Raw genomic sequence first — 26207 nt, 5'->3', positions numbered from 1 at the left:
GGCCCAAATGCAAAAAGGGGCCCGAGGGCCCCTTTTCTGTTCCAGTCGCCCGGTGCGCAGCCCAGAGGGTTACGCGTCGGGAGCCGCCTTGGCAGGTGGCTCGCTGTTTTCGTAGATCAACAGCGGCTTGGAAGTCCCTTCGATCACGCTTTCGTCGATCACCACTTTGCTCACGTCGGTCTGCGACGGGATTTCATACATGGTGTCGAGCAACACGCCCTCGAGGATGGAACGCAGGCCACGGGCACCGGTCTTGCGCTCCAGCGCGCGACGGGCAACCGATTTCAGCGCATCGGTGCGGAACTCAAGGTCCACGCCTTCCATTTCGAACAACTTGGCGTACTGCTTGGTCAGCGCGTTCTTCGGCTCGGTCAGAATCTGCATCAGCGCAGCTTCGTCCAGCTCGTCGAGCGTTGCCAGTACTGGCAGACGGCCCACGAATTCCGGGATCAGACCGAACTTGACCAGATCGTCAGGCTCGACTTCACGCAGGGATTCGCCAACCTTCTTGCCCTCTTCCTTGCTGCGCACTTCGGCGTTGAAACCGATGCCGCCTTTGGTGGAGCGGTTCTGGATGACCTTTTCAAGGCCCGAGAACGCACCGCCGCAGATGAACAGGATGTTGCGCGTGTCCACTTGCAGGAATTCCTGCTGTGGGTGCTTGCGACCGCCCTGGGGCGGAACCGAAGCCACGGTACCCTCGATCAGTTTCAGCAAGGCCTGTTGCACGCCTTCGCCGGACACGTCGCGGGTAATCGAAGGGTTGTCGGATTTGCGCGAAATCTTGTCGATTTCGTCGATGTAGACAATACCCATCTGGGCCTTCTCGACATCGTAATCGCATTTCTGCAACAGCTTCTGGATGATGTTTTCCACGTCCTCACCCACATAACCGGCTTCGGTCAGGGTGGTGGCGTCGGCGATGGTGAACGGTACGTTGAGCAAACGTGCCAGCGTTTCCGCGAGCAGGGTCTTGCCCGAGCCGGTAGGCCCGATCAGGAGGATGTTGCTCTTGCCCAGTTCAACGTCGTCATTTTTCTTGTCGCGCTGGTTCAGGCGCTTGTAGTGGTTGTACACCGCTACTGCGAGAACCTTCTTGGCACGCTCCTGACCGATGACGTACTGGTCAAGGATGCCGCTGATTTCTTTAGGCGATGGCAATTTATGCGCGCTGCTTTCTGCCTGTGCTTCCTGCACCTCCTCGCGGATGATGTCATTGCACAGGTCGACGCACTCGTCACAGATAAATACCGAGGGGCCGGCAATCAATTTGCGCACTTCATGCTGGCTTTTGCCGCAGAAGGAGCAATAAAGCAGTTTGCCGTTGTCCTCGCCGTTGCGGGTGTCAGTCATTCGATCGATCCAATCCGGTAGGCTTGCAACACAAGATGAAGGCAATTGCGGGCTTTTTCAAGTCCGCAGGTGGCACGCACGTGCACGCCACCCGGGATTTACTGCCTATCAAGCAATCATTTGATCATTTGACGCTTGTCGAGCACCGAGTCCACCAGACCGTATTCAGCAGCGCGCTCGGCGCTCATGAAGTTGTCGCGGTTGGTGTCACGCTCGATGGCTTCAAGCGATTGACCGGTGTGGTGCGCCAGCAGTTCGTTCAGGCGCTGGCGAATGTACAGAATTTCCTTGGCGTGAATGTCGATGTCCGACGCCTGGCCCTGGAAACCGCCCAGTGGCTGGTGAATCATCACGCGGGAATTGGGCAGGGCAAAACGCTTGCCCTTCGCACCACCTGCCAGCAGGAACGCGCCCATGCTGCAGGCCTGCCCCATGACGGTGGTCGACACGTCGGGCTTGATGAACTGCATGGTGTCGTAGATCGCCATGCCAGCGGTCACCGAACCACCTGGGGAGTTGATGTAGAGATGGATATCCTTGTCCGGGTTCTCGGCTTCCAGGAACAGCAATTGCGCCGAGATCAGGTTGGCCATGTAGTCTTCAACCGGACCTACCAGGAAGATCACGCGTTCCTTGAGCAGGCGGGAGTAGATGTCATAGGCGCGTTCGCCACGGGCGGACTGCTCGATAACCATCGGGACCAGGCCGCCAGCGGCCTGGATGTCAGAGTTCTGCTGAATATAAGAATTGCGGGACATGTCTCGCATTCACTCCCAAATAGTCATGTCTTGAATACGCATAAGCCAGCACGAAGGCTGGCTTATGGTGTTTTCGAACGAGAGAGGAAATCAGTCGGCTTTTGGAGCTTCTACCGGCTTGACTGCTTCTTCGTACGAGACCGCTTTGTCGGTCACGCTCGCTTTCTGCAAAACAGTATCCACAACTTGCTCTTCCAGCACAACCGAACGCACTTCGTTCATCTGCTGTTCGTTTTTGTAGTACCAGGCCACGACCTGCTCTGGCTCCTGGTAGGCGGAAGCCATTTCCTGGATCAGTTCGCGAACGCGAGCTTCGTCAGGCTTGAGGTCGAACTGCTTGACCACTTCAGCGACGATCAGGCCCAGCTCGACGCGACGCTTGGCTTGTTCTTCGAACAGCTCGGCCGGCAGTTGATCAGGCTTGATGTTGCCACCGAACTGTTGAACGGCCTGAACGCGCAGACGGTTCACTTCGTTTTCCAGCAGGGCTTTTGGCACTTCGATCGGGTTGGCAGCCAGCAGGCCGTCCATTACCTGGTTCTTGACCTTGGACTTGATGGCCTGACGCAGCTCGCGCTCCATGTTCTTGCGAACTTCGGTGCGGAAACCTTCCAGGGTCGCTTCCTTGATGCCGAACTGGTTGAAGAACGCTTCGTTCAGCTCAGGCAGGGTCGGTGCCGACACGGTGTTGACGGTGACGGTGAACTCGGCGGTCTTGCCAGCCAGTTCCAGGTTCTGATAGTCCTCTGGGAAGGTCAGGTTCAGAACGCGCTCTTCACCAGCCTTGGCGCCAACCAGGCCGTCTTCGAAGCCAGGGATCATGCGGCCCGAGCCCAGTACCAGTTGAGTGCCAGTAGCCGAGCCGCCAGCGAAGGCTTCGCCGTCGATCTTGCCGACGAAGTCGATGTTCAGCTGGTCTTCATTTGCAGCAGCGCGGTCGGCGGCTTCGAAACGAACGTTCTGCTTGCGCAGGATTTCCAGCATGTTGTCCAGGTCCGAGTCGGCGACGTCAGCGGACAGGCGCTCGACGGAAATGGACTCGAAACCGGCAACGGAGAATTCAGGGAACACTTCGAAAGTAGCGACGTACTCGAGGTCCTTGCCTTTCTCGATGGTTTTTGGCTCGACGGAAGGTGCGCCAGCCGGGTTCAGCTTCTGCTCGACTACGGCTTCGTAGAAGGAAGACTGGATGACATCGCCTACCGCTTCCTGACGAGCGTCAGCTTCGTAACGCTGACGGATCACGCTCATTGGCACTTTGCCTGGGCGGAAGCCTGGGATCTTGGCCTTCTGGGCAGTCTGCTGCAGACGCTTGTTGACCTGGCTTTCGATACGCTCAGCCGGCACGGTGATGCTCATGCGGCGCTCGAGAGCAGTAGTGTTTTCAACAGAAACTTGCATGGATATTCCTCGTTGCACAGACGTTAGCCGGCCGTTGTCCGACCCTAGAATCAAGGGCAAGCATTCTAGTGGGTCAAACTCAAGAAGTCACCCTACTCAAAGAGGGTAAATACAGGGCAATGCTGCCAGGAACGAAAGGACGAAGACTTGCAGCGTCGCAAGCGGTCTGGAACGCACCTTGCGCACCCTCTATATAAAGGAAGCGAGGCACGACCGAATATCGATCCAGTCCCTGGAAACACTGTGCCTACGCCCGCCGCCGACCGGGATAGCGGCGGGAATCGGCATGAAACCAATACGCTGAAACAAAAAAAGCCGCACTAAGGCGGCTTTTCGAGCCTTGGGAAGGCATTTGGCTCTTCTCAAGGTTTGTAGCTGGTGCGGACGAAGAGACTCGAACTCTTACGCCTCGCGGCGCTGGAACCTAAATCCAGTGTGTCTACCAATTCCACCACGTCCGCGTTTTGAAGCGCTTAAAGCAAAGGCGCCAGATTATGCATCTGGCGCCTTTTCGAATATGGGGTGGACGATGGGGATCGAACCCACGACAACAGGAGTCACAATCCTGTGCTCTACCAACTGAGCTACGCCCACCATATTGCGTTGTAACCTACTTGTGCCAAAGCTGCCTGATTGGCGCACCCGGCAGGACTCGAACCTGCGACCATCCGCTTAGAAGGCGGATGCTCTATCCAGCTGAGCTACGGGCGCTTGGTTTATTTGTACTCTTTCGACTACAAATAAAGAGTCTTCAATCACGCTGAGCAGATCTGAACTCTACCTGACTTAATCAACCTTTCGACCTGACTCACCGCTAGCGGCTTGTCCTGTGTGGGGTTGTGCCCGACAAGTGCGACGAATCTTATAGACGACCCTGAAGGTCGTCAACACTTTTTTAAAAAAAATTCAGTTAATTAAAGGGCTTAGCTTATTAAGCAGACCAACCGCCTTTGCCCATGCGTCAGGTCATGCGAGAATGCGCGCTCTTTTTCCCTCCCTTCCGATGGTTAATCACGCGTAATGACTGCAAAACTAATAGACGGTAAAGCGATCGCAGCCAACCTGCGCCAGCAGATCGCCCAACGAGTCGCCGAGCGTCGCGAACAAGGGCTGCGCACGCCCGGGCTTGCGGTGATTCTGGTCGGCAGCGACCCCGCCTCTCAGGTTTACGTCTCGCACAAACGCAAAGACTGCGAAGAGGTCGGCTTCATTTCGCAAGCCTACGACCTGCCCAGCGAAACCACCCAGACAGAACTAACCGATCTGATTGACCGTCTGAACGACGATCCGGCCATCGACGGCATCCTGCTGCAATTGCCACTGCCCGAACACCTGGATTCCTCGCCGCTGTTGGAGCGGATTCGTCCTGACAAGGACGTCGACGGTTTCCACCCTTATAACGTCGGCCGCCTGGCCCAGCGCATTCCGCTGCTGCGTCCCTGCACCCCGAAAGGCATCATGACCCTGCTGGAAAGCACCGGCGTCGATCTGTATGGCAAGGATGCGGTGGTGGTGGGTGCGTCCAACATCGTCGGTCGTCCAATGGCCATGGAGTTGCTGCTGGCCGGTTGCACCGTGACCGTGACCCATCGCTTCACCCAGGATCTGGCCGGCCACGTCGGCCGTGCGGACCTGGTGGTGGTCGCCGCCGGCAAGCCTGGACTGGTCAAGGGCGAGTGGATCAAGGAAGGCGCCATCGTCATCGACGTGGGCATCAACCGCCAGGACGACGGCAAGCTGGTAGGCGACGTGGTCTACGAGACCGCCCTGCCCCGCGCCGGCTGGATCACGCCGGTTCCGGGTGGCGTCGGCCCGATGACCCGTGCGTGCCTGCTGGAGAACACCTTGTATGCGGCGGAAACGCTGCACGGTTGATCGAACCGGCACGGCAATGAAAAACGGCACCTTCGGGTGCCGTTTTTTTTGAGTCGTAACTCGCCCCTGTAGGAGTGAGCTTGCTCGCGATTGCGGGTGATCAGTCACCCCAATGCCGACTGACACGACGCCGTCGCGGGCAAGCGCGCTCCTACAACGATTTGTCCCAGCCGAATGATCTGCGGCGTACTTATCCTACGTAGGAGCGCGCTGCCCGCGATTGCGGTGGGTCAGCCAAACGTGATTCAGGATATGCCACCGCGATCGCGGGCAAGCGCGCTCCTACAGGGCCGGAGTGGCACGTGGTATCGACGCATAAAAAAACGGCACCCGAAGGTGCCGTTTTTTATGCCATCACAGGTTACTTCTTCGCAGCTTCCCAGCTCTTCAACAGGTCCGCGTAGGCGATGGTTTCGCCCTTCGGTTTCTCGTTGGCCAGTTTGCGTTGTGGTGCCAGGAAGGCGCCGTTGCTCTTCTCGGCCTTGGTGTACCACTCTTCAGCCGAGGTTTCCGGGTTCATCTTCGGTGCGCAACCGCTCGCATCCTGAACCTTGGAGCGCTCGATCCGGGTCATGATCGCGTCCTGATCCTTGGCCAGGCCGTCCAGCGCCGCTTGCGCGGATTTCTCGCCGGTGACCGCCTCAGCCACGTGGCTCCACCACAGCTGCGCCAGTTTCGGGTAGTCCGGAACGTTGGTGCCGGTCGGCGACCACTGCACGCGGGCCGGGCTGCGGTAGAACTCCACCAGACCACCGAGTTTCGGCGCCAGGGCGGTCATCTCCTTGGAGTTGATGTCCGACTCGCGAATCGGCGTCAGGCCGACGATGGTTTTCTTCAGCGACACTGACTTGGACGTCACGAACTGGGCATAGAGCCAGGCCGCCAGACGTTTTTTCTCGTCGGAAGACTTGAGGAAGGTCCACGAACCCACGTCCTGGTAGCCCAGCTTCATGCCTTCTTTCCAGTACGGGCCTTTCGGCGACGGCGCCATCCGCCATTTCGGCGTGCCATCGGCATTCATTACCGGCAGGCCAGGTTTGGTCATGTCAGCGGTGAATGCGGTGTACCAGAAAATCTGTTGCGCAACGTTACCCTGCGAAGGCACCGGACCGGACTCGGAGAAGGTCATGCCCGCCGCTTCCGGTGGCGCGTAGGCCTTCAGCCAGTCGATGTACTTCTGAGTCGCGTAGACAGCAGCCGGGCCGTTGGTGTCGCCGCCGCGGGTGATGCTGGAGCCGACTGGATGACAGGCCTCCACGCGGATGCCCCACTCGTCCACTGGCAAACCGTTGGGCAGGCCCTTGTCGCCGCTACCGGCCATGGAGAACCAGGCGTCGGTGAAGCGCCAGCCCAGGGACGGGTCTTTCTTGCCGTAGTCCATGTGGCCATAGACTTTCTTGCCATCGATTTCCTTCACGTCTTCGCTGAAGAATTTGGCGATGTCTTCATAGGCCGACCAGTTCACCGGAACGCCCAACTCGTAGCCGTACTTGGCCTTGAACTTCTCTTTGAGGTCAGCACGCTCGAACCAGTCGGCGCGGAACCAGTACAGGTTGGCGAACTGCTGGTCAGGCAGCTGGTACAGCTTGGCCGGGGTGATGACCTTGCCCGACGCGTCCTTCACCTCAGGCGAGGTGGTGAAGGAGGTGCCGATGAAGTCCTTGATATCCAATGTAGGAGAAGTGACTTTCGCGCCTTCCGGGCTTGCCATCAGGTCTGTCAGAGACAGCGCCTTGCCGTAGCGGAAATGAGTACCGATAAGGTCGGAGTCGTTGACCCAGCCGTCGTAGATGCTCTTGTCCGACTGCATCGCGGTTTGCAGCTTCTCGATGACGTCACCTTCCTGCAGCAGGTCGTGGGTCACTTTGATGCCGGTGATCTCGGTGAAGGCCTTGGCCAGGGTTTTCGACTCGTATTCGTGGGTGGTCAAGGTTTCGGAAACCACCTTGATGTCCATGCCACGGAACGGCTCGGCGGCCTTGATGAACCACTCCAGTTCCTTGAGCTGGTCAGCGTCGGACAGGGTCGTCGGCTTGAACTCGCTGGCCGCCCACTTCTTGGCCGCGTCTTCGTACTGATCCGCCCAGGCCGACACGCTCAAGCCGCTGAGCATTACCATCGTCGCTACCGTCACACTATGTCGCAGCTTGTTTTTCTTATTGAACATAGACACCTCCAGTGTTGATTCTTATGTATTCCCGCTTTGCCTTTGCGTTGTAGGAGCGCGCTTGCCCGCGAATGCGATCTGCCTGCGAACAATATGTCGACTGACACACCGCATTCGCGGGCAAGCGCGCTCCTACAAGTGTTCATTCATTTCCTTTCAACCCCAACGCATCACCACCAACAGCCAGACCAGGGACAGCCCCGAGGCGACCCAGATGCTCCAGTCGGTCGCGCCAATGACCAGCAGATGCAGGTAGGCGCTGCCGAGAAGACCGATGAACAGCCGGTCGCCACGGGTGGTGGCAATCGGCAGGAAACCGCGACGTTCGATGCTCGCCGAGCGCAGCTCCCAGACGGTCATCGCCACCAGGATGGCAGCGATGGAACCGAAGAAGATTGCGGTCGGCAGTGTCCAGGACATCCACTCCATTTTTTCGACTCCTCAGACACGACCAAGGGCAAAACCCTTGACCACGTGATTGCGAACGAACCAGATCACCAGCATGCCCGGCAGGATGGTCAACACCCCCGCTGCCGCCAGCACGCCCCAGTCGATCCCCGATGCCGACACCGTGCGGGTCATCACCGCCGCAATCGGCTTGGCGTTGACCGACGTCAGGGTCCGCGCCAGCAACAGTTCGACCCACGAGAACATGAAGCAGAAAAACGCCGTCACACCGATTCCCGAACCGATCAGCGGGATGAAAATCTTCCCGAAGAACTTGGGAAAGCTATACCCGTCGATGTAGGCCGTTTCGTCGATCTCCTTCGGAACACCGGACATGAAGCCTTCCAGAATCCACACCGCCAATGGCACGTTGAACAGGCAGTGCGCCAACGCGACGGCAATGTGGGTGTCGAACAGGCCGATGGACGAGTACAACTGGAAAAACGGCAGCAGGAACACCGCAGGTGGCGCCATGCGGTTGGTCAGCAGCCAGAAGAACAGGTGCTTGTCACCGAGGAAACGATAGCGTGAAAACGCATAAGCGGCAGGCAGCGCCACGCTCAGCGATATCAGGGTATTCAGGCAAACGTAGTACAGCGAGTTGATGTAGCCGCTGTACCAGCTCTCGTCGGTGAAGATCACCTTGTAGTTCGCGAGTGTGAAGTCCTGCGGAAACAGCGTCAGACCGCCGAGGATTTCGGTGTTTGTCTTGAAGGACATGTTCACCAGCCAGTAGATCGGCACCAGCAGGAACAGCAGGTAGATCCACAACGGCACGACTTTACGAAGATTCATGGGCCGCTCCTCAGTCTTTTTCGCCGTGGGTCATGGCGGTGTAGAACACCCACGACACCAACAGAATGATCAGGAAGTACACCAGCGAGAATGCCGCCGCCGGGCCCAGGTCGAATTGCCCCAGCGCCATGGTGGTCAGGGTCTGGCTGAGGAAGGTCGTGGAGTTGCCCGGTCCGCCACCAGTGAGCACGAACGGCTCGGTGTAGATCATGAAGCTGTCCATGAAGCGCAGCATGACGGCGATCAGCAGCACGCTCTTCATCTTCGGCAACTGGATGTGTCGGAAAACCGCCCAGTTGGAGGCCCGATCAATACGCGCCGCCTGGTAGTACACATCCGGAATGGCACGCAGGCCCGAGTAGCACAGCAGCGCCACCAGTGAGGTCCAGTGCCAGACGTCGATGATCAGCACCGTCACCCAGGCATCCGAGGCATTAGCCGCGTAGTTGTAGCTGATGTGCAGCACGTTGTTGAGAAACCAGCCCAGCAGGCCGATGTCGCCACGGCCGAAGATCTGCCAGATGGTGCCGACCACGTTGAAGGGGATCAGCAGCGGAATGGTCATCACGATCAGGCACACCGAGGACCAGCGGCCCTTGGTCGGCATGGTCAGGGCGATGGCGATACCCAGCGGGATCTCGATCAGCAGCACGCACGCCGAATAGATGAACTGACGCAGCAGCGAGTCGTGCAGACGCGGGTCCTGCAGCACCTGCTTGAACCAGTCAGCGCCGACGAAGTAGCGGCTGGACTGATCGAAAATGTCCTGCACCGAATAGTTGACCACGGTCATCATCGGGATGATGGCGCTGAACGCCACCAGCAGGAACACCGGCAGCACCAGCCACCAGGCCTTGTTGTTCTGCACCTTACTCATGGGGCACCTCGCTGGCCGGCACGTGCTCGGCGGCTTCCAGCAGAAATTCATCGGCGTAGAGCATCAGCCACTGGGCCGGGAAGCTGATCCAGGCCTGGCCTTGCGGCACCGGCTTGTCTTCCTGCAGGCGGACTTTCAATGACTGGCCAGCCAGGTTCAGGGTAAGAATCTTGTAGGTGCCCAGGTCCTCGACGTAGGTCACGTCGGCGCACATGGCATCGTCGAACGGACCGTCCCAGACGTGCACGAACTCGGGCCGGATGCCGACTTTCAGCGTGGTCCATCTGGTTTCAGCCAGACGTTGCTGCAAGGCTTGCGACAGCGGCAGGTGAATGCCGCCGAAGCCCACACCGCCTGCCTCGGGCTTGACCTCGATCAGGTTCATCCCCGGACTGCCGATGAAGTAGCCGACAAAAGTGTGATGGGGTTTTTCGAACAGCTCGCGCGGGGTGCCGAACTGTACGATCTGGCCGCCGTACATCACCGCGATCTTGTCGGCGAAGGTCGAAGCCTCCAGTTGATCGTGGGTGACGTAGACCATGGTGATGTTAAATTGCTCGTGGATCTGCTTGAGCTTGCGCCGCAGTTTCCACTTCAGGTGCGGGTCGATCACGGTCAGCGGTTCGTCGAACAGGATCGCCGAAACGTCATCGCGCACCAGCCCGCGGCCCATGGAGACCTTTTGTTTCTCGTCGGCGGTGAGGCCCTTGGCTTTCTTTTTCAGCAGCGGTTGCAGGTCCAGTACGTCGGCAATTTCCTGCACCTTGGCCTGAATCTTCGCTTCGGCCATGCCCTGATTTCGCAGGGGAAAAGCGAGGTTGTCGTACACCGTCATGGTGTCGTAGACCACCGGGAACTGGAACACCTGGGCGATGTTGCGCTGCTCCGGCGACATGTCGTTGACCACCGTGGTGTCGAACATCACCTTGCCTTCGGACGGGCTGAGCAGGCCGGAAATGATGTTGAGCAGGGTCGACTTGCCGCAGCCGGACGGGCCGAGCAAGGCATAGGCCCCGCCCTGCTCCCAGATGTGGGTCATCTCGCGAATGGCATAGTCTTCAGGCCCTGCGGGGTTGGCGCTGTAGCTGTGCGCGAGTTGTTGCAAGCGGATCTCGGCCATCAGGCAACCCTCGCCATGCGCAGGCCCGGCGCCTGGATAAGGCCGCCCTGCTGATCGAATACGAACAGTTTGTGAGTGGGGATGTACACGCGAATCGGCGTATCGACGTCGTATTCGTGGACGCCCGGCAGGTGCAGCACCAGCGAGAAATGCTCGTTGCGCACGTGCAAAAAGGTTTCCGAGCCGCTGATTTCCGCCAGCTCCACGGTCACCGCCAGTTCCAGATCGTCGTCATTGGACGGCACCAGGCTCAGGTGGCTGGGGCGAACGCCGAACTTGTACTCACCGTCGCCGATGTTGCGCAAATCGACGTTGAGCGGGAAATGCACGAAGTTGGCGAAGCTCACTTCATTGCCGTCGATGCGGCCCGGCATCAGGTTGATCGGCGGCTCGGAGAACAGCTCGGCGGCCAGCACGGTTTTCGGCTGGTGATAGACCTCGGGGGTCCTGCCGCTCTGGATCAGCCGGCCCTCGTGAAGAATCGTCGTGGTCCCGCCTAGGGCCAATGCCTCGTTGGGCTCGGTGGTGGCGTAGACCGCGATGGTGTTGCGGGTCTCGAACAGCTGACGCATTTCCTGGCGCAGCTCTTCACGCAATTTGTAGTCGAGGTTGACCAGCGGCTCGTCGAACAGGATCAGCTCGGCGTCCTTGACCAGCGCCCGGGCCATGGCCGTGCGCTGCTGCTGGCCGCCGGAGAGTTCGAGGGGGTAGCGGCTGAGGAATTTCTCGATACGCAGCATCTTCGCGGTTTCCCGCACACGGCTGTCGATTTCGTCTTTGGACATCTTGGCCTGGCGCAGCGGCGAGGCGATGTTGTCGAAAACGGTCATGCTCGGGTAGTTGATGAACTGCTGGTAAACCATGGAGACGTTGCGATGGCGCACCGCTACCTGGGTGACATCTTTGCCATTCATCAGTACTCGGCCGCTGTCTGGCTTGTCCAGACCGGCCATCAAGCGCATCAGGCTGGTCTTGCCTGATAAGGTGCGCCCCAGCAATACGTTGAATGAGCCGGGTTCAAAGCTAAGCGACGCATCAATGATCCAGTTCTGACCGTCGACGGCTCGGCTGACGTGCTCAAGCGTGAGAGACATGGCGTGCCCTTTTTATTTGTCTTGTTCGGGGTGTTGCAGTTGGTCGTAATGTTCAGCGACCGTTTGTTGGATAGCGACAATCGTGCCAACCGGCCTTCGCTTGCGAACCCTGCGCCACAACCCGCCAACTAGAGCGATCGAGACAAACCGGCGAGTCAGGACATATTCGTTGATGAACATAAGTGAACAGGAAAGACTGAACACCTGAACAAAATGAACATTGACTTTGAACACATCTGAACAACAATGGGTGAACGCTTCGAGCACGGATGCTTGGCCCCAGCCGTACCCCAAAAACAATAAAAGCAACAGGACGGAGCTCGACCATGGCCGCTACAGGCGCATCCACCGCTCACGACACCATCATTCGGGACTCCTGGGCCCGCTGCCGCGAATTCGGCCTGGATCATCAGTCCCGGCCGGCGTTCGACCGACTGCCTGAACAGCAGGTCTCCCAACTGCTGGCGCGCCACCACTCGCTGGTGCAGACCACCCACCAGCAGGTCCTGCCGTTCTACGAGAACATCCTGAGCAACTCCAACTGCCTGATCCTGCTGGCCGACCAGCAAGGCCAGGTGCTCAATTCCTGGGGCACCAAGCGCTTCGTCGAACCCGATCAGCAACGTGGCTTCGTCGCCGGGGCCAGTTGGCTGGAGCAAGGGGTGGGCACCAATGCCATCGGCACGGCGCTGGCCTGCGAACAAGCTGTTCACATTGAGCACGATGAACACTTCCTGAAGGCCAACCGCTTCATGACCGGCTCGGCAGCGCCGATCTTCGATGCCTCACGGCGGATGATCGCGGTGCTCGATGTGTCCAGTGACAGCTTCCTGCCGCCGTCCCACACCTTGGGGATGGTCAAGATGATGAGCCAGACCATCGAGAACCGGCTGATCCTCGACCAGTTCCAGCACGGCTATTTCCAGTTGACCTTCAACACGGGCCTGAACAACCTCGACAGCCAGTGGGCCGGTTTACTCGTGTTTGACGAGAGCGGGCGCATCCTGTGTGCCAACCGCCGCGCCGACAATCTGTTGGGCGTGAGCCTGCTGCGAGCAAATATCGAGGACCTGTTCAAGGCGCCGATTGCCCATTTGCTCGACCAGCAGGAAGGCCAGCCCTTCGCGCTACAGGCCGCCGGGCATAACCGTTTCCACGGCCTGTTGCGGCGGCCGAAAGCGCCGGTGCTCAAGCTGCGCAGCGTGCCGACGCCTGCCAAGGCAGAGGTTGCGGACACCCAAGGTCTAGCCGCCCTGAGCTTCGGCGATGAGAAAGTGGCCAAGGCTGCGCGTCAGGCCCAGCGGCTGTTGGAGAAGAACGTCCCGCTGTTGATTCTTGGCGAGACCGGCGCCGGCAAGGAGGTGTTCGTCAAGACTCTGCACCAGGCCAGCTCACGGGCCGAGCAGCCGCTGATCGCGGTGAACTGCGCGGCGATCCCGTCGGAGCTGGTGGAAGCCGAATTGTTCGGCTACGAAAAGGGAGCGTTCACCGGCGCCCATCATAAGGGCAGCGTCGGCCTGATCCGAAAGGCCGACAAAGGCACGCTGTTCCTCGACGAAATCGGCGACATGCCGCTTGCAGTTCAGGCGCGTCTGCTGCGGGTGCTGCAAGAGCGTTGCGTGCAGCCATTGGGCAGCAGCGAGCAGTATCCGGTGGATATCCGGGTCATCTCCGCCACGCACTGCTCGTTGCGCGAACAGGTGCAGAGCGGGCTGTTTCGTCAGGATTTGTACTACCGCATCAGCGGCTTGAACCTGGAATTGCCACCGCTGCGCGAACGCACGGACAAGGCGCAGTTGGTGCGGGCGATCTGGGAGCAACACCGTGAGCCGCAGCAGAACGCCGGCTTCGAGCCTGGAGTGCTGGCGCTGTTCGAGCGTCATCCATGGCCGGGGAACCTGAGGCAGTTGAGCAACGTGATTCAAGTGGCGCTGGCGCTGGCGGATGATTTGCCGATTGCCACCGAGCATCTGCCGGAGGACTTCTTTGCCGATCTGGAGCTTGCGGATCTGGAGATGGAAAGTGCGGGCAGCGAACCGGAGATGGCCTTCAATCGCAAGGCTGTTCTGGATACGCCGGAAGAGTTGAACGAGCTGTTGCAGGCGGCCGGGGGGAATATTTCGCAGTTGGCCAAGAGGCTGGGGGTGAGTCGCAATACCTTGTACAAGCGGCTGCGCGAACAGGGTTTCTGATTGTGGATCTGCGTTGCCAGAGCCGACGCCATCGCGGGCAAGCGCGCTCCTACAGTTTGAACGCGATCACTTGTAGGAGCGCGCTTGCCCGCGATGGCGTCAGGCCTGCGATATAGGTGCATCTGATACACCGTCATCGCGAGCAAGCTCACTCCTACAGGGGGTCGCATTGAACCTGTAGGAGTGAGCTTGCTCGCGATAGCGATAGATCAGGCGCTAGCGATCAATCCGCCAACCGCCAGGTCGTTGCGCCCTTGCTGTCTTCCAGCACCACGCCCATGGCGGTGAGCTGGTCGCGGATGCGGTCCGATTCGGCCCAGTTCTTGTCGGTGCGGGCCTGCAGACGCGCCGCGATCAGCGCTTCCACTTCTGCCGCATCCACACGACCTTCGGCACCAGCACGCAAGAAGTCATCGGCTTCGAGCTGCAACACACCCAGCACGCTGGCCAGTTGCTTCAAGCGCGCCGCCAGCCCCGCCGCTGCCTCGACATCGCTGTCACGCAGGCGGTTGATCTCACGGACCATCTCGAACAGCACCGCACAGGCTTCGGGCGTGCCGAAGTCATCGTCCATCGCCGCCGAGAACCGCTCGACGTAAGCTTCGCCGCCAACCGGCTCGGACAACGGCAGGCCTTTGAGTGCGTGGTAGAAACGCTCCAGCGCGCCCTTGGACTCTTTCAGGCTGTCTTCGGAATAGTTGATTGCGCTGCGGTAGTGGCTCGACACAAGCAGGTAACGCACCACTTCCGGATGGTACTTAGCCAGCACGTCGCGGATGGTGAAGAAGTTGTTCAAGGACTTGGACATCTTCTCGCCATTGATGCGAATCATGCCGCAATGCATCCAGGCATTGGCGTAGGTCTTGCCGGTGGCCGCCTCGCTCTGGGCGATTTCGTTTTCGTGGTGAGGGAATTCCAGGTCGGAACCGCCACCATGAATGTCGAAGGTCTCGCCCAGGCAGCAGGTGGACATCACCGAGCACTCGATGTGCCAGCCCGGACGGCCAGCGCCCCACGGCGATTCCCAGCTCGGCTCGCCCGGCTTGACGCCTTTCCACAGCACGAAATCCAGCGGATCCTCTTTCGCTTCGTCGACCTCGATCCGCGCACCGATGCGCAAATCTTCGATCTTCTTGCGCGACAGCTTGCCGTAGCCCATGAACCTGGCGACGCGGTAATACACGTCTCCATTGCCCGGCGCGTAGGCGAAGCCCTTGTCGATCAGGGTCTGGATCATGCTCAGCATGCCAGGAATGTGATCCGTGGCACGCGGCTCAAGGTCCGGCTTGAGGATGTTCAGGCGCGCTTCGTCCTCGTGCATCGCGTCGATCATGCGCGCGGTCAAGGTATCGAACGCTTCGCCGTTTTCACGGGCGCGATTGATGATCTTGTCGTCGATGTCGGTGATGTTGCGCACGTAGGTCAGGTCGTAGCCGCTGAAACGCAGCCATCGGGTGACCAGATCGAAGGCCACCATGCTACGGCCATGGCCCAGGTGGCAGTAGTCGTACACGGTCATGCCGCAGACGTACATGCGCACCTTGTTGCCATCCAGCGGCTTGAAGGTTTCTTTGCTCTTGGTGAGCGTGTTGTAGATAGAGAGCACGTTACTTACCTTAGCTCCACGAATCGCGGAGCGTCACAGTCCGGTTGAACACCGGGCGACCTGGTTTCGAGTCCTTGATGTCCGCGCAGAAATAACCTTCGCGTTCGAACTGGAAACGGTCTTCCGGCGCAGCTTCAGCCAACGACGGTTCGGCCCGACAACCGGTCAGGACCTGCAAGGACCCCGGGTTGATGTTGTCCAGGAAGGTCTTGCCCTCTTCTGCCTTCTCCGGGTTCGCGGAGAGGAACAGGCGGTCATACAGACGCACTTCGCATTCGATGCTTTCAGCAGCCGGGACCCAGTGCACAACGCCCTTGACCTTGCGGCCTTCAGGGTTCTTGCCCAGGGTGTCCGGGTCATAGGAGCAGCGCAATTCGACGATATTGCCGTCGGCGTCTTTGATCGCTTCGTCGGCACGGATCACGTAGCTGCCACGCAGGCGCACTTCGCCACCCGGCTCCAGACGCTTGTAGCCTTTTGGCGGCTCTTCCATGAAGTCATCGCGGTCGATGTAGATTTCACGGGAGAACGGCAGCTTGCGCACGCCCAGTTGCTCGTGCTGCGGATGACGCGGCAGTTCGAGGTGGTCGACCTTGTCTTCGGGGTAGTTGGTGATCACTACCTTGAGCGGGCGCAGCACGCACATGGCGCGCGGGGCGTTGGCGTCCAGGTCCTGACGGATGCTGAACTCGAGCATGCCGAAATCGACCACGCCGTCGGAACGGTTGGTGCCGATCATTTCGCAGAAGTTGCGGATCGAGGCCGGGGTGTAGCCGCGACGGCGGAAGCCCGACAGCGTCGACATGCGCGGATCGTCCCAGCCGTTGACGTGCTTTTCATCGACCAGTTGCTTGAGCTTGCGCTTGCTGGTGATGGTGTAGTTCAGGTTCAGGCGCGAGAACTCGTACTGGCGCGGCTTGCACGGCACCGGCAGGTTATCGAGGAACCAGTCGTACAGCGGACGGTGGCTTTCGAATTCCAGGGTGCAGATCGAGTGGGTGATGCCTTCGATGGCGTCCGACTGACCGTGGGTGAAGTCGTAGATCGGGTAGATGCACCACTTGTCGCCGGTCTGGTGGTGATGGGCGTGGCGAATGCGGTACAGGATCGGGTCGCGCAGGTTCATGTTCGGCGAGGCCATGTCGATCTTGGCGCGCAGTACGCGGGCGCCGTCTTCGAACTCGCCGGCCTTCATGCGGTTGAACAGGTCCAGGTTTTCCTCGACCGAACGGTCACGGAACGGGCTGTTCTTGCCAGGCTCGGTCAGGGTGCCGCGGTATTCGCGGGCCTGTTCCGGGGTCAGGTCGTCAACGTAGGCCTTGCCGGACTTGATCAGCTCGACAGCCCAGTCGAACAGCTGGTCGAAATACTGCGACGCGTAACGCACTTCGCCGGACCACTGGAAGCCCAGCCATTTGACGTCGCTTTCGATGGCGTCGATGTATTCCTGGTCTTCCTTGGCCGGGTTGGTGTCGTCGAAACGCAGGTGCGTGACGCCGCCGAATTCCTGAGCCAGACCAAAGTTGACGCAGATCGACTTGGCATGACCGATGTGCAGGTAGCCGTTGGGCTCCGGCGGGAAACGGGTCACGATCTTGGTGTGCTTGCCCGAATCCAGGTCTGCCTGCACGATCGGGCGCAGGAAGTTGGTAGGGATAGCAGGGCCTGCCTTGGTGTTGGCAGCAGCGTCTTGAGTGGGCTTGCTCATAGGATCCTTGAAAACCTGACAGTCGCGGCCAGGGTAGGCCGAATAAATCAAAGCGCTTATCATAGCCGAACCTGTCAAGCCCCTGACAGCGTGCTGTGAGAAAACTGCACTGCGCGATACCCATTGGTGAGCGAGTGTTACAGGCAATGGCAGCTTTTGCTTGTTCCGCTAGCCTCTGTAGACTGCGCGTCCGGGTGAAATCGCCGGCACTTTTTGTGCTGCATGCGGCGATTGGCACGTCAAACCACGAATTCCAAAAGAGTGACCTTGAACATGTCCAAAGTAAAACTTTCCACCAACCACGGTGACATCGTCCTGCAACTGAACGCAGAAAAAGCGCCGATCACTGTCGCCAACTTCATCGAGTACGTTAACGCTGGCCACTACAGCAACACCGTATTCCACCGCGTCATCGGCAACTTCATGATCCAGGGCGGCGGTTTCGAGCCAGGCATGAAAGAGAAGAAAGACAAGCGCCCAAGCATCCAGAACGAAGCCGACAACGGCCTGCCGAACAAGAAGTACTCGGTTGCCATGGCCCGCACCATGGAGCCGCATTCGGCCTCCGCGCAGTTCTTCATCAACGTCGCCGACAACAGCTTCCTGAACCACAGCGGCAAGACCGTTCAGGGCTGGGGCTACGCCGTGTTCGGTGAAGTGGTCGAAGGCTCGGACGTGGTCGACAAGATCAAGGGCGTTGCCACCACCTCCAAGGCTGGCCACCAGGACGTACCGGCTGAAGACGTCGTCATCGAGAAAGCAGAGATCGTTGAGTGATACTGCTGATCTCCGATCTGCATCTGGAAGAAGGACGCCCGGACATTACCCGGGCGTTTCTGGATCTGCTGAGTGACCGGGCGCGCGCCGCCCAGTCGCTGTATATCCTCGGGGATTTTTTCGAAGCCTGGATCGGCGATGACGCGATGTCGCCCTTCCAGCGCTCGATCTGCGAAGCCCTGCGCGCCTTGAGCGACAGCGGCACGCAGGTGTTCCTGATGCACGGCAATCGCGATTTTCTGATCGGCAAGGCCTTTTGCAAAGCCGCAGGCGTCACCCTGTTGAAAGACCCGAGCGTGGTCGAGTTCAACGGTGAGCCGGTGTTGTTGATGCACGGCGACAGCCTGTGCACCCGCGACGAAGCCTACATGCGTTTGCGCCGTTACCTGCGCAATCCACTGACTTTATGGGTACTGCGCCACCTGCCCTTGAGCACCCGGCACAAGCTGGCGCGCAAGCTGCGCAGCGAAAGCCGCGCGCAGACCCGCATGAAAGCCAACGACATCGTGGATGTCACGCCTGAAGAAGTGCCGCGGATCATGTCCGAGCATGGCGTGAAAACCCTGATCCACGGCCACACCCACCGCCCGGCGATTCACAAGCTGCAGATCGGCGACGACACTGCGCAACGAATTGTATTGGGGGATTGGGACCGCGAAGGCTGGGCGTTGCAAATCGATGAGCACGGCTTTCAACTCGGCTCGTTCGGGTTTGTGCCCGAGCAACCGGTGGCAATCGGACATACACCCGATTGACCACACGTCACTGCAGGAGCGCGCTTGCCCGCGACAGCGTCAGGCCTGCGACAACGATGTGTCTGACACACCGCCGTCGCGGGGCAAGCGCGCTCCTACAGCGGACCAGGGCCAGACCGCCCTTCCGCAGCCTCCACAGCACCTGTAGGAGCGCGCTTGCCCGCGACAGCGTCACCTGCAACAAAGATGTGTCTGACACACCGCCGTCGCGGGCAAGCGCGCTCCTACAGCGGACCAGGGCCAGACCGCCCTTCCGCAGCGTCCACAGCACCTGTAGGGGCGCGCTTGCCCGCGACAGCGTCAGGCCTGCAACAAAGATGCGTCTGAGGCACCGCCGTCGCGGGCAAGCGCGCTCCTACAGTGATCACGGCCAGTCCAACCTTCCGCGGCGTCCACAGCACCTGTAGGAGTGAGCTTGCTCGCGATGGCGGTGGATCTGTCGCATCGAGGGTGAGTGACGAAACGCTATCGCGAGCAAGCTCACTCCTACAGAAGGTCGGCGGCTGGCGAATATTGTGCGGTATACGCTCTCCTACAATGGCTGGTTCATCAATGCCCTGCCCCGGGCCCTGCCTTGGCGGCAAACGGCGGCTTGGCCAGCCAGACGATCAGGATCAGCACCAGGAACATCCAGCCCAGCATGTAGAAATAATCCACGGTGGACATCATGTAGGCCTGGCTGGTCACCATGCTGTCGAGCCGGGCATAGGCCTGGGTACTCGCCCCGCCCAGAGTGTCCAGGGCCTGGCGCGTCGTGGACTCATAGGTGTTGACGTTTTCGCTCAGGTACGCGTGGTGCACGTTGGCCCGGCGGATCCAGATCCAGGTGGTCAACGAGGCCGCGAAACTGCCCCCGAGGTTACGCAGGAAGGTCGCCAGCCCCGAGCCGTCGGCGATTTGCGACGGCGGCAGGTCCGACAGCAGGATGCTCAAGGTCGGCATGAAGAACAGCGCAACCCCTGCCCCCATGAACAGCTGCACCAGCGCGATGTGCTCGAAATCCACCTGACTGGTGAAATTCGAACGCATGAAACAACTCGTGCCGATGGCCAGAAACGCAAGCCCAGCAAGCAGCCGCAGATCGACCTTGTTGGCATATTTACCGACGAACGGCGACATCAATACCGGCAGGATCCCGATCGGCGCCACCGCCAGCCCCGCGTAGGTCGGCGTGTAGCCCATCTGCGTCTGCAACCACTGCGGCAGGATCAGGTTGATGCCGAAGAATCCGGCGTAGCCCAGCACCAGACAGATCGTCCCGACCCTGAAGTTGCGGAAGCTGAACAGGCGCAGGTTGACCACCGGATGCTCGTCGGTCATCTCCCAGATGATGAACGCCGCCAGGCCAATCACCGAAATCACCGTGCCGATGATGATGAAGTTCGACGAGAACCAGTCCAGGTCGTTGCCCTTGTCGAGCACGATCTGCAAGGCGCCCACGCCAATGATCAGCGTTATCAGCCCCACGTAGTCCATCGGTTGGCGGCTGGTGGTCACCGGCCTTGCGGCCATTTGCGTGCGCACCACGAAGGCTGCGAACAGACCGATCGGCACGTTGATGAAGAAAATCCACGGCCAGGTGTAACTGTCGGTGATCCAGCCGCCGAGAATCGGCCCCGCAATCGGCGCCACAACCGTCACCATCGCCAGCAGTGCCAGTGCCATCCCCCTTTTTGCCGGGGGATAGACGGCAATCAGCAGCGTCTGGGTCATCGGGTACAGGGGGCCGGCGACCACGCCCTGCAGCACACGAAAGCCCACCAGCTCCGGCATCGAGGTCGAGATACCACAGAGGAACGAGGCCAGCACGAACAGCACCGTGGCCCATATGAACAACTTCACCTCACCAAAGCGGCGGCTCAGCCAGCCGGTCAGCGGCAAGGCGATAGCGTTACTCACCGCAAACGAGGTGATGACCCAGGTGCCCTGCTCGGAACTCACGCCCAGGTTGCCGGAAATCGTCGGCAGCGCGACGTTGGCAATGGTGGTGTCGAGCACCTGCATGAAAGTCGCCAGCGACAGGCCGATGGTGGTCAACAACAGGCTTGGCGGCGTAAAAGAAGCGGGAGCGTTATTACTCATCGCGAATCCTTTGACACTCGAAAGATGCGCCAGCCCGAAGGCCGGCGCAGGGGACAGGCGACTTAACGCTGTACGGTCTTGCCGGTGGCTTGGGCGCTGTTCTCGTGGATCAGGCGCGCAATCAGCGTGTCGGCATCGGCCAGTTGCCTGGTGTAGACGTCAGTGGTGAACGACGCCTGCTTGGGCGGCTGTTGCGCCAGCACCGGGCCGCTCTGGTCGTGCAGATTCACATCGACCACGGTGGACAGGCCGATTCGCAGCGGATTCTTCGCCAACTCGTCAGCGTTGATGTGAATCCGCACCGGCACACGCTGCACGATCTTGATCCAGTTACCCGTGGCGTTCTGCGCAGGCAGCAGGGCGAACGCGCTGCCGGTACCGGCGCCGACGCTGTCGACGGTGCCGCTGAACTTCACGTCGCTGCCATACAGGTCAGCCTCGATGTCCACCGGCTGGCCGATGCGCATCTTGCCCAACTGGGTTTCCTTGAAGTTGGCGTCGATCCACAGCTGATCCAGCGGAATCACCGCCATCAGCGCAGTGCCTGGCTGAACGCGCTGGCCCAGTTGCACGGTGCGCTTGGCGACATAGCCGGTGACCGGCGCGATCAGGGTGCTGCGCGCGCTGTTCAGGTAGGCCTGGCGCAGTTGCGCGGCGGCGGCCTTCACATCCGGGTGCGACGACACCTGAGTGTCATCGATCAATGCCGTGCTGGTGACCAATTGCTGCTGGATGTTGTTCAGGGCGTTCTGCGCGCTGGTCAGGTCATCCTTGGCGTGGGACAGTTCTTCCTGGGAAATCGCCCCGCCCGCCGCCAGGTTGCGCCGACGGTTGTAGTTGTCCTGGGCCTTCTGCACTTCGGCGCGCTGGGCCGCCAGTTGTGCCTTGATGCCGTCCACGCTGCTGTACAGACCGCGAACCTGACGCACCACCTTGCCCAGATTGGCCTCGGCGCTTTGCAGCGCGACTTCGGCGTCGTTAGGGTCGAACTGCACCAGCACCTGGCCTTCACGGACCAGATCGCCATCATCGGCGCCAATGCTCACCACGGTGCCGGTCACTTGCGGGGTGATTTCCACCACGTTGCCGTTGACGTAGGCATCGTCCGTGCTTTCGTTCCATTGGCCGTAGACTTCGTACCAGCCCCAGACACCAAGACCGCCCAGAATCACGACGATCAGCAGGCCGAACATCAGGATCTTGCGCTTGCGCGGGTTCTTCTGCGGCTGGCCTGGCGCAGCCTTTTGCGCCGAAGCTTCGTTTGTTGCGTTGTTTTCGCTAGTGGCAGTGGCCATGACGAGTACCTTAATGAGTCAGCGAAGCAGTTGACGGGACAGCTGGGGCGGCGTCTTCGCCGGGCTTGCTCTCTTCGAAGCCTCCCCCCAGGGCCTGCATCAACTGGATCGAAAGATCGATTCGTTCCGCGTTGAGATCAGCCAGTTGGCGTTGCGATTGCAGCAGTTGCTGCTCGACGCTCAGCACATCGAGGTAGTTGCCGATCCCCGATGAATAGCGCGTGACCACCGTGTCATAGGACTTCTGAATCACGTCGGTGGCTTGCTGGCGAGCGTCGATCTGACCGCTGATCGAATGCAGCTGGCCGATGTTGTCGCTGACATCGCCCAGGGCACGCACCAGACTCTTGTTGTACTGCGCGACGGCGAGGTCGTAGTCGGCATCCCGCGCATCCAGATCGGCACGACGGCGGCCGCCATCGAAGATCGGCAACGAGACGGTCGGCGCCACATTGAAGAAGCGGCTGGCCGAACCGAACATTGCATCGCCCAGCAGAGACTCGACTCCAGCCGATGCACTGAGGTTCAGGTTCGGATAGAAGTTGGTCTTGCTGGCGACGATGTCCTTGCTGGCCGCCTCGACTCGCCAGCGCGCAGCCACCAGGTCCGGGCGACGACCGAGCAACTCGGCAGGCACCACGGATGGCAATTGCACCACCGCAGGTTTCAGTACCGCAGGTCTTGCCAGCTCTTCACCACGGTCCGGGCCTTTGCCCATCAGCACGGCCAGGGTGATCTTGGCCGAGCGCAGGCGTTTTTCCGCATCCACCAGCGACTCACGGGAGCCCGCTTCCAGGCTCTGGGTCTGCTGGTACTGGTATTCGCTGTCGATGCCGGACTTGAAGCGGCGGGCGCCCAGTTCCAGCAACTGACGGGTACGCTTGAGGTCTTCGGCGGCCAGATCGCGGACGATGTAGGCCTGGCCCAGATCACTGTAGGCGCGGGCGACATCGGCGGCGAGGGTCAACTGCGCGGCGCGCTGGTCGATTTCGCTGGCGCGGGCCTGGCCCAACGCGGCTTCCCAGGCAGCACGCTGCCCACCCCACAGGTCGAAGGTGTAATTAAAGCTGGCGCCCAGGCTACGCAGGGTGCTGTAGCGACCGCCCTGCCCCAGCGGATCCTGATCCTTGGCCAGGCGCGAGCGGCTTACGCTGGCGCTGGCATCGACGGTCGGCATGCGCGCGGCGTCGGCGCCATAGGCCGCAGCCGTGGCCTGGTGGGTGCGGGCGGCGGCGATCTGCATGTCCGGGCTGTCGCGCAGGGCCTCGACAATCATGCCGTCGAGTTGCGGATCGCCCAGGCTGGTCCACCAGTCGCGTCGTGGCCAGGCGGCCGGCGACAGGTTGACGCCTTTGAGGCTTTGCGAAGCCTGCAGGCTGTTGGCATCGATCCCGACGCCTTCGGTGTTCAGGCCTTTGGAATTGGCGCAACCGGCCAGCACCAGTGCGACAAATACCAGGCTCAACGACGTTCGCAACGCCGTGCCTTGCTTGAGGGCAATGTTCATCGTGCGGCAATCCGGGCAATAGTGATCGGATCGGCTGCAGCCACCAGTACCTTGGTGAGCAGCTTCTCCAGCATGGCCAGCTCGCTGTCTTCCAGGACACCGACCATTTCGTTCATCGCCTTGGCGCCAATCTCGGACAGCAGATCGGCAATTTCCTTGCCCGAGTCGGTCAGCACCAACCGCACCTGGCGGCGGTCCGCCTCGGAACGGGTGCGCACCAGCAGGTCTTTCTGTTCCAGCCTGTCGAGCATGCGCGTCATCGAACCGCTGTCCAGACACAACGCCCGGCACAGGTCGGCCGGGGTTTCTGCGTCATACAGCGCCACGATCACCAGCACCTTGAACTGCTGCGCAGTCAGGCCGTGGGGTTCGAGGTGCTTGTCCAGAATGCGGTTCTTCAACAAGTCAGCGCGGCCGATCAGCATGCCAAGCAGGCTGGTCTGGAACGTCTCGGGAGTGAAATGAGCCATTGATAGTCACCAATTATCTGCCTAGGCAGTGAATGGATCAGATATTACTGCCTAGGCAGCAAACACACAATGAAACAATTTTTAAGATGCAGAGTTCCGGACGAACGTGGTTCGCCAGATGCAAGGAAGGAGCGCTCAGAACTAAAGGTGTGAAATGGGGTGAACTAAATCTAGAAAGTCCCGACCTTCGCATTTTTTGGAAAATTTAGTTCTCTAGAGCAACCAGTAGGTCAACACGAGAGCTGAATCAGATGCTCTCCTCCCGGCACTGAATGTGATCCATGAATGGCAACGTCGCGCGCTTTTGGAACGACTGCAGTCACGGGCACGTTTACGCACTTGCAGTTTCTGGCTGCGCCATCAGATCAGACTGTCTAGATCTTCTCGGTAGCAATCGATGGACCATTGAATGCACCAAAGCAACACCAATCGATTTCAGCGGATGACGGCTAGGCTTAGGGTGGGGGGCGGGGGGTCTTGAGATGTGGACGAACAAGAGAGAGTGAAAGGCAGAGAATATACCCAAGGCGCTCACTACCTCTGGTCGAGCTGGGCCGCTTCGAAAATACGAAATTTCCGAAATTGTTGCGACGAAAAGACCAACGTGTGTTACCCACAGAGTTAGACGGCCTGCGACATTAGCAAATGGTCTAAAGGGTCGTACTCGTTGAATTAAATGTACACGCCGTATTCAATCTGGCCCAGCAGGTCGCGGACTTGCCGATATCCCTGCGACGTCGACAGCATGGAGCACGGTGGCTGATACTCGAGGCCGCGGGCAGGATGCACAAACCATTGGTCTGCGGCTACTTTGGTCCCTAGCACCCGTTCGGCCTCAGTTAGAACCAGCTCACGCCTTCGGGCAAAAGATCGGTGCTCGGTGCTCCAACAGCCGTCTTGAGGCTTGAGCCCTTTCTGGAGAGCTTGGAAAGTGCTCATTGAAAAAACCTCTGATTGGTGATTTCAGCTTGCATGGGCAAGATTCTAGGCCAGCTCTGGTGAGCGCCACGAACTGGCTTGGCTTCTTCCGGCGACCACCGGACGGTCAATCTTGTACTCGGCGCCTCCCAGCGAGTATTCCCGTAGGCTCTTCACGCGTTGCTTGGACCGCTGCTCGTAGAAAGTCCCCCTGATTCGGCTTACCCGCCAGGACGGCTTGAGCTTCTCTGATGAACTGCTCCTTGAGCCACCACTTGTCGGTTCTGACCTTACGACGCCCTTTCATTAGATACCTCGCTCACCAAATTGAGAACTATCCCAGGCACCTCCACGAGCCTTAACACTTGAGCAGGTGATCTGTCAGCGGTCACCACCCTAAAAAAATCTTTCCTGACAAGAAGCCCCAGATCACTGAAGCGTTCCGGAGCGTCAGCGCTGAACATGTGCTGCACCCGCCTCTCCTCTTTGAGATTCGCCAAAGCGAGGAAGAAGCAATCCTCACAGAGATGAACCTCGTAGCGCTCTCCATCATGTCTGGTGCCATATCCCCAAGGTGCCTGCAGCGCCGTACTGGTACTCGTCTTCATCCAGGCGCGTTGAGGCACCACATACATCGCACGTCACATTGATGACGCTCTCGTACTCAACGAGTCCAATGACGTTCATCGCTTGTACCTGTATGGACGCTTGCTGCCTTGGCGAGAAGCAACCAGCTGGCGAATTAGAACGCATCTTGCCAGCGCGACTAATGGTCATGCCGTTCAGCATCACCATTGAGGCTGGAGCTAAAAAGTTCAGGGTATCCACTGATTTGACATTCCCGTCTCAGCTCCCCGGCTCCATTGAATGAATAGTTTCGTCCAACCAGGCTACGTTTAGCAGCAACTGTGCTTTCGGGTGATGACGAGCAGCGGCGCCGCTTCAGCTCGAAAGGACTCAGGTATCTGAGGTTTTCCTGACATCACGCGCAAAAACTCCGTTTAAAAACG

21 protein-coding genes and 3 tRNA genes are annotated in these 26207 nt (G+C 59.7%); 4 read left to right on the top strand and 20 right to left on the bottom strand.

Annotated elements, in window-relative coordinates; translation table 11 throughout:
- Positions 1-69: 69 nt before the first annotated feature.
- The 6 genes from clpX to ACIPO9_RS23760 form a co-directional block, all read right to left on the bottom strand.
- Entirely contained in the window at positions 70-1353 is a 1284-nt protein-coding gene (gene clpX, locus ACIPO9_RS23785; RefSeq protein WP_081568662.1) for an ATP-dependent Clp protease ATP-binding subunit ClpX, read from the bottom strand.
- 116 nt (positions 1354-1469) lie between these two features.
- Positions 1470-2111 (bottom strand): ATP-dependent Clp endopeptidase proteolytic subunit ClpP, encoded by a 642-nt coding sequence (clpP, locus tag ACIPO9_RS23780; protein ID WP_274135006.1) that lies wholly within the window; start codon positions 2109-2111, stop codon positions 1470-1472.
- 90 nt (positions 2112-2201) lie between these two features.
- Positions 2202-3512, bottom strand: coding sequence for a trigger factor (gene tig, locus ACIPO9_RS23775; RefSeq protein WP_400609487.1), 1311 nt, complete (start codon positions 3510-3512; stop codon positions 2202-2204).
- A 376-nt stretch (positions 3513-3888) separates the two neighbouring features.
- Positions 3889-3973 (bottom strand) — tRNA-Leu (locus tag ACIPO9_RS23770).
- Positions 3974-4030: 57 nt separating this feature from the next.
- Positions 4031-4106 (bottom strand) — tRNA-His (locus ACIPO9_RS23765).
- Between the two features lie 40 nt (positions 4107-4146).
- Positions 4147-4223 (bottom strand) — tRNA-Arg (locus ACIPO9_RS23760).
- Between the two features lie 309 nt (positions 4224-4532).
- Here ACIPO9_RS23760 and folD point away from each other — a divergent pair.
- On the top strand, positions 4533-5387 hold the full coding sequence (folD, locus tag ACIPO9_RS23755; protein WP_274135010.1) for a bifunctional methylenetetrahydrofolate dehydrogenase/methenyltetrahydrofolate cyclohydrolase FolD: 855 nt from the start codon (positions 4533-4535) through the stop codon (positions 5385-5387).
- 361 nt (positions 5388-5748) lie between these two features.
- On the opposite strand, the gene ACIPO9_RS23750 is transcribed toward folD, so the two are convergent.
- The 6 genes from ACIPO9_RS23750 to ACIPO9_RS23725 form a co-directional block, all read right to left on the bottom strand.
- Positions 5749-7554, bottom strand: coding sequence for an ABC transporter substrate-binding protein (locus tag ACIPO9_RS23750; protein ID WP_274135012.1), 1806 nt, complete (start codon positions 7552-7554; stop codon positions 5749-5751).
- 156 nt (positions 7555-7710) lie between these two features.
- Positions 7711-7983, bottom strand: a complete 273-nt coding sequence (locus ACIPO9_RS23745; protein ID WP_274135013.1) for a DUF2160 domain-containing protein — start codon at positions 7981-7983, stop codon at positions 7711-7713.
- A gap of 12 nt (positions 7984-7995) precedes the next feature.
- Positions 7996-8796, bottom strand: coding sequence for a carbohydrate ABC transporter permease (locus ACIPO9_RS23740; protein ID WP_274135015.1), 801 nt, complete (start codon positions 8794-8796; stop codon positions 7996-7998).
- Between the two features lie 10 nt (positions 8797-8806).
- Positions 8807-9673 carry a carbohydrate ABC transporter permease gene (locus ACIPO9_RS23735; RefSeq protein WP_274135016.1) on the bottom strand — a complete coding sequence of 289 codons (867 nt, stop codon included), beginning with the start codon at positions 9671-9673 and terminating at the stop codon, positions 8807-8809.
- Positions 9666-10793, bottom strand: a complete 1128-nt coding sequence (locus ACIPO9_RS23730; RefSeq protein WP_274135017.1) for an ABC transporter ATP-binding protein — start codon at positions 10791-10793, stop codon at positions 9666-9668. Before ACIPO9_RS23730 ends, ACIPO9_RS23735 begins: the two co-directional genes overlap by 8 nt.
- A complete protein-coding gene (locus tag ACIPO9_RS23725) occupies positions 10793-11887 on the bottom strand; it encodes an ABC transporter ATP-binding protein (RefSeq protein ID WP_400609481.1) in 1095 nt (364 codons plus the stop codon). Before ACIPO9_RS23725 ends, ACIPO9_RS23730 begins: the two co-directional genes overlap by 1 nt.
- Positions 11888-12213: 326 nt before the next feature.
- Here ACIPO9_RS23725 and ACIPO9_RS23720 point away from each other — a divergent pair, with 326 nt between their 5' ends.
- The gene (locus ACIPO9_RS23720) at positions 12214-14079 is read left to right on the top strand and encodes a sigma-54-dependent Fis family transcriptional regulator (protein WP_400783886.1); all 1866 of its coding nucleotides are present in this window, start codon (positions 12214-12216) and stop codon (positions 14077-14079) included.
- A gap of 223 nt (positions 14080-14302) precedes the next feature.
- Here the strand turns inward: ACIPO9_RS23720 and cysS are convergent, their stop codons facing one another.
- Both cysS and ACIPO9_RS23710 read right to left on the bottom strand, forming a co-directional pair.
- Complete coding sequence (gene cysS / locus ACIPO9_RS23715; RefSeq protein WP_400783884.1) at positions 14303-15685, bottom strand: cysteine--tRNA ligase; 1383 nt, start codon at positions 15683-15685, stop codon at positions 14303-14305.
- 10 nt (positions 15686-15695) lie between these two features.
- Positions 15696-17393, bottom strand: coding sequence for a glutamine--tRNA ligase/YqeY domain fusion protein (locus ACIPO9_RS23710; RefSeq protein ID WP_400783883.1), 1698 nt, complete (start codon positions 17391-17393; stop codon positions 15696-15698).
- 273 nt (positions 17394-17666) lie between these two features.
- On the opposite strand from ACIPO9_RS23710, the gene ACIPO9_RS23705 reads away from it, so the two are divergent.
- Positions 17667-18170, top strand: coding sequence for a peptidylprolyl isomerase (locus tag ACIPO9_RS23705; RefSeq protein WP_400609473.1), 504 nt, complete (start codon positions 17667-17669; stop codon positions 18168-18170).
- Positions 18167-18925 carry a UDP-2,3-diacylglucosamine diphosphatase gene (gene lpxH, locus ACIPO9_RS23700; RefSeq protein ID WP_400609471.1) on the top strand — a complete coding sequence of 253 codons (759 nt, stop codon included), beginning with the start codon at positions 18167-18169 and terminating at the stop codon, positions 18923-18925. Before ACIPO9_RS23705 ends, lpxH begins: the two co-directional genes overlap by 4 nt.
- Positions 18926-19474: 549 nt before the next feature.
- Here the strand turns inward: lpxH and ACIPO9_RS23695 are convergent.
- The 6 genes from ACIPO9_RS23695 to ACIPO9_RS23670 form a co-directional block, all read right to left on the bottom strand.
- Positions 19475-21007 carry a DHA2 family efflux MFS transporter permease subunit gene (locus ACIPO9_RS23695; RefSeq protein WP_400609469.1) on the bottom strand — a complete coding sequence of 511 codons (1533 nt, stop codon included), beginning with the start codon at positions 21005-21007 and terminating at the stop codon, positions 19475-19477.
- Positions 21008-21069: 62 nt separating this feature from the next.
- Positions 21070-22302, bottom strand: coding sequence for an efflux RND transporter periplasmic adaptor subunit (locus ACIPO9_RS23690; protein WP_400783881.1), 1233 nt, complete (start codon positions 22300-22302; stop codon positions 21070-21072).
- A 10-nt stretch (positions 22303-22312) separates the two neighbouring features.
- The gene (locus ACIPO9_RS23685; RefSeq protein ID WP_400783880.1) at positions 22313-23809 is read right to left on the bottom strand and encodes an efflux transporter outer membrane subunit; all 1497 of its coding nucleotides are present in this window, start codon (positions 23807-23809) and stop codon (positions 22313-22315) included.
- Positions 23806-24279 carry a MarR family winged helix-turn-helix transcriptional regulator gene (locus ACIPO9_RS23680; RefSeq protein WP_274135028.1) on the bottom strand — a complete coding sequence of 158 codons (474 nt, stop codon included), beginning with the start codon at positions 24277-24279 and terminating at the stop codon, positions 23806-23808. Before ACIPO9_RS23680 ends, ACIPO9_RS23685 begins: the two co-directional genes overlap by 4 nt.
- A 672-nt stretch (positions 24280-24951) precedes the next feature.
- Entirely contained in the window at positions 24952-25218 is a 267-nt protein-coding gene (locus ACIPO9_RS23675) for an antitoxin Xre/MbcA/ParS toxin-binding domain-containing protein (protein WP_400783878.1), read from the bottom strand.
- Between the two features lie 528 nt (positions 25219-25746).
- Entirely contained in the window at positions 25747-26025 is a 279-nt protein-coding gene (locus ACIPO9_RS23670; protein ID WP_400783876.1) for a hypothetical protein, read from the bottom strand.
- Positions 26026-26207: the final 182 nt, after the last annotated feature.

The sequence above is a fragment of the Pseudomonas sp. NPDC090203 genome (assembly GCF_044746765.1).
GTDB classification, from domain to species: domain Bacteria; phylum Pseudomonadota; class Gammaproteobacteria; order Pseudomonadales; family Pseudomonadaceae; genus Aquipseudomonas; species Aquipseudomonas putida_AD.
The sequence above is the reverse complement of the archived record's forward strand: the minus strand, read 5'-3'. Positions and strand labels throughout refer to the sequence as shown.

Coding starts and splice junctions, on each gene's coding strand:
- ACIPO9_RS23690 (WP_400783881.1), bottom strand. CDS start 22,302: ATGGCCACTGCCACTAGCGAAAACAACGCAACAAACGAAGCTTCGGCG.
- ACIPO9_RS23740 (WP_274135015.1), bottom strand. CDS start 8,796: ATGAATCTTCGTAAAGTCGTGCCGTTGTGGATCTACCTGCTGTTCCTG.
- ACIPO9_RS23685 (WP_400783880.1), bottom strand. CDS start 23,809: ATGAACATTGCCCTCAAGCAAGGCACGGCGTTGCGAACGTCGTTGAGC.
- ACIPO9_RS23675 (WP_400783878.1), bottom strand. CDS start 25,218: ATGAGCACTTTCCAAGCTCTCCAGAAAGGGCTCAAGCCTCAAGACGGC.
- ACIPO9_RS23705 (WP_400609473.1), top strand. CDS start 17,667: ATGTCCAAAGTAAAACTTTCCACCAACCACGGTGACATCGTCCTGCAA.
- ACIPO9_RS23720 (WP_400783886.1), top strand. CDS start 12,214: ATGGCCGCTACAGGCGCATCCACCGCTCACGACACCATCATTCGGGAC.
- clpX (WP_081568662.1), bottom strand. CDS start 1,353: ATGACTGACACCCGCAACGGCGAGGACAACGGCAAACTGCTTTATTGC.
- folD (WP_274135010.1), top strand. CDS start 4,533: ATGACTGCAAAACTAATAGACGGTAAAGCGATCGCAGCCAACCTGCGC.
- ACIPO9_RS23735 (WP_274135016.1), bottom strand. CDS start 9,673: ATGAGTAAGGTGCAGAACAACAAGGCCTGGTGGCTGGTGCTGCCGGTG.
- ACIPO9_RS23680 (WP_274135028.1), bottom strand. CDS start 24,279: ATGGCTCATTTCACTCCCGAGACGTTCCAGACCAGCCTGCTTGGCATG.
- ACIPO9_RS23745 (WP_274135013.1), bottom strand. CDS start 7,983: ATGGAGTGGATGTCCTGGACACTGCCGACCGCAATCTTCTTCGGTTCC.
- clpP (WP_274135006.1), bottom strand. CDS start 2,111: ATGTCCCGCAATTCTTATATTCAGCAGAACTCTGACATCCAGGCCGCT.
- ACIPO9_RS23750 (WP_274135012.1), bottom strand. CDS start 7,554: ATGTTCAATAAGAAAAACAAGCTGCGACATAGTGTGACGGTAGCGACG.
- tig (WP_400609487.1), bottom strand. CDS start 3,512: ATGCAAGTTTCTGTTGAAAACACTACTGCTCTCGAGCGCCGCATGAGC.
- ACIPO9_RS23710 (WP_400783883.1), bottom strand. CDS start 17,393: ATGAGCAAGCCCACTCAAGACGCTGCTGCCAACACCAAGGCAGGCCCT.
- ACIPO9_RS23730 (WP_274135017.1), bottom strand. CDS start 10,793: ATGGCCGAGATCCGCTTGCAACAACTCGCGCACAGCTACAGCGCCAAC.
- ACIPO9_RS23725 (WP_400609481.1), bottom strand. CDS start 11,887: ATGTCTCTCACGCTTGAGCACGTCAGCCGAGCCGTCGACGGTCAGAAC.
- ACIPO9_RS23695 (WP_400609469.1), bottom strand. CDS start 21,007: ATGAGTAATAACGCTCCCGCTTCTTTTACGCCGCCAAGCCTGTTGTTG.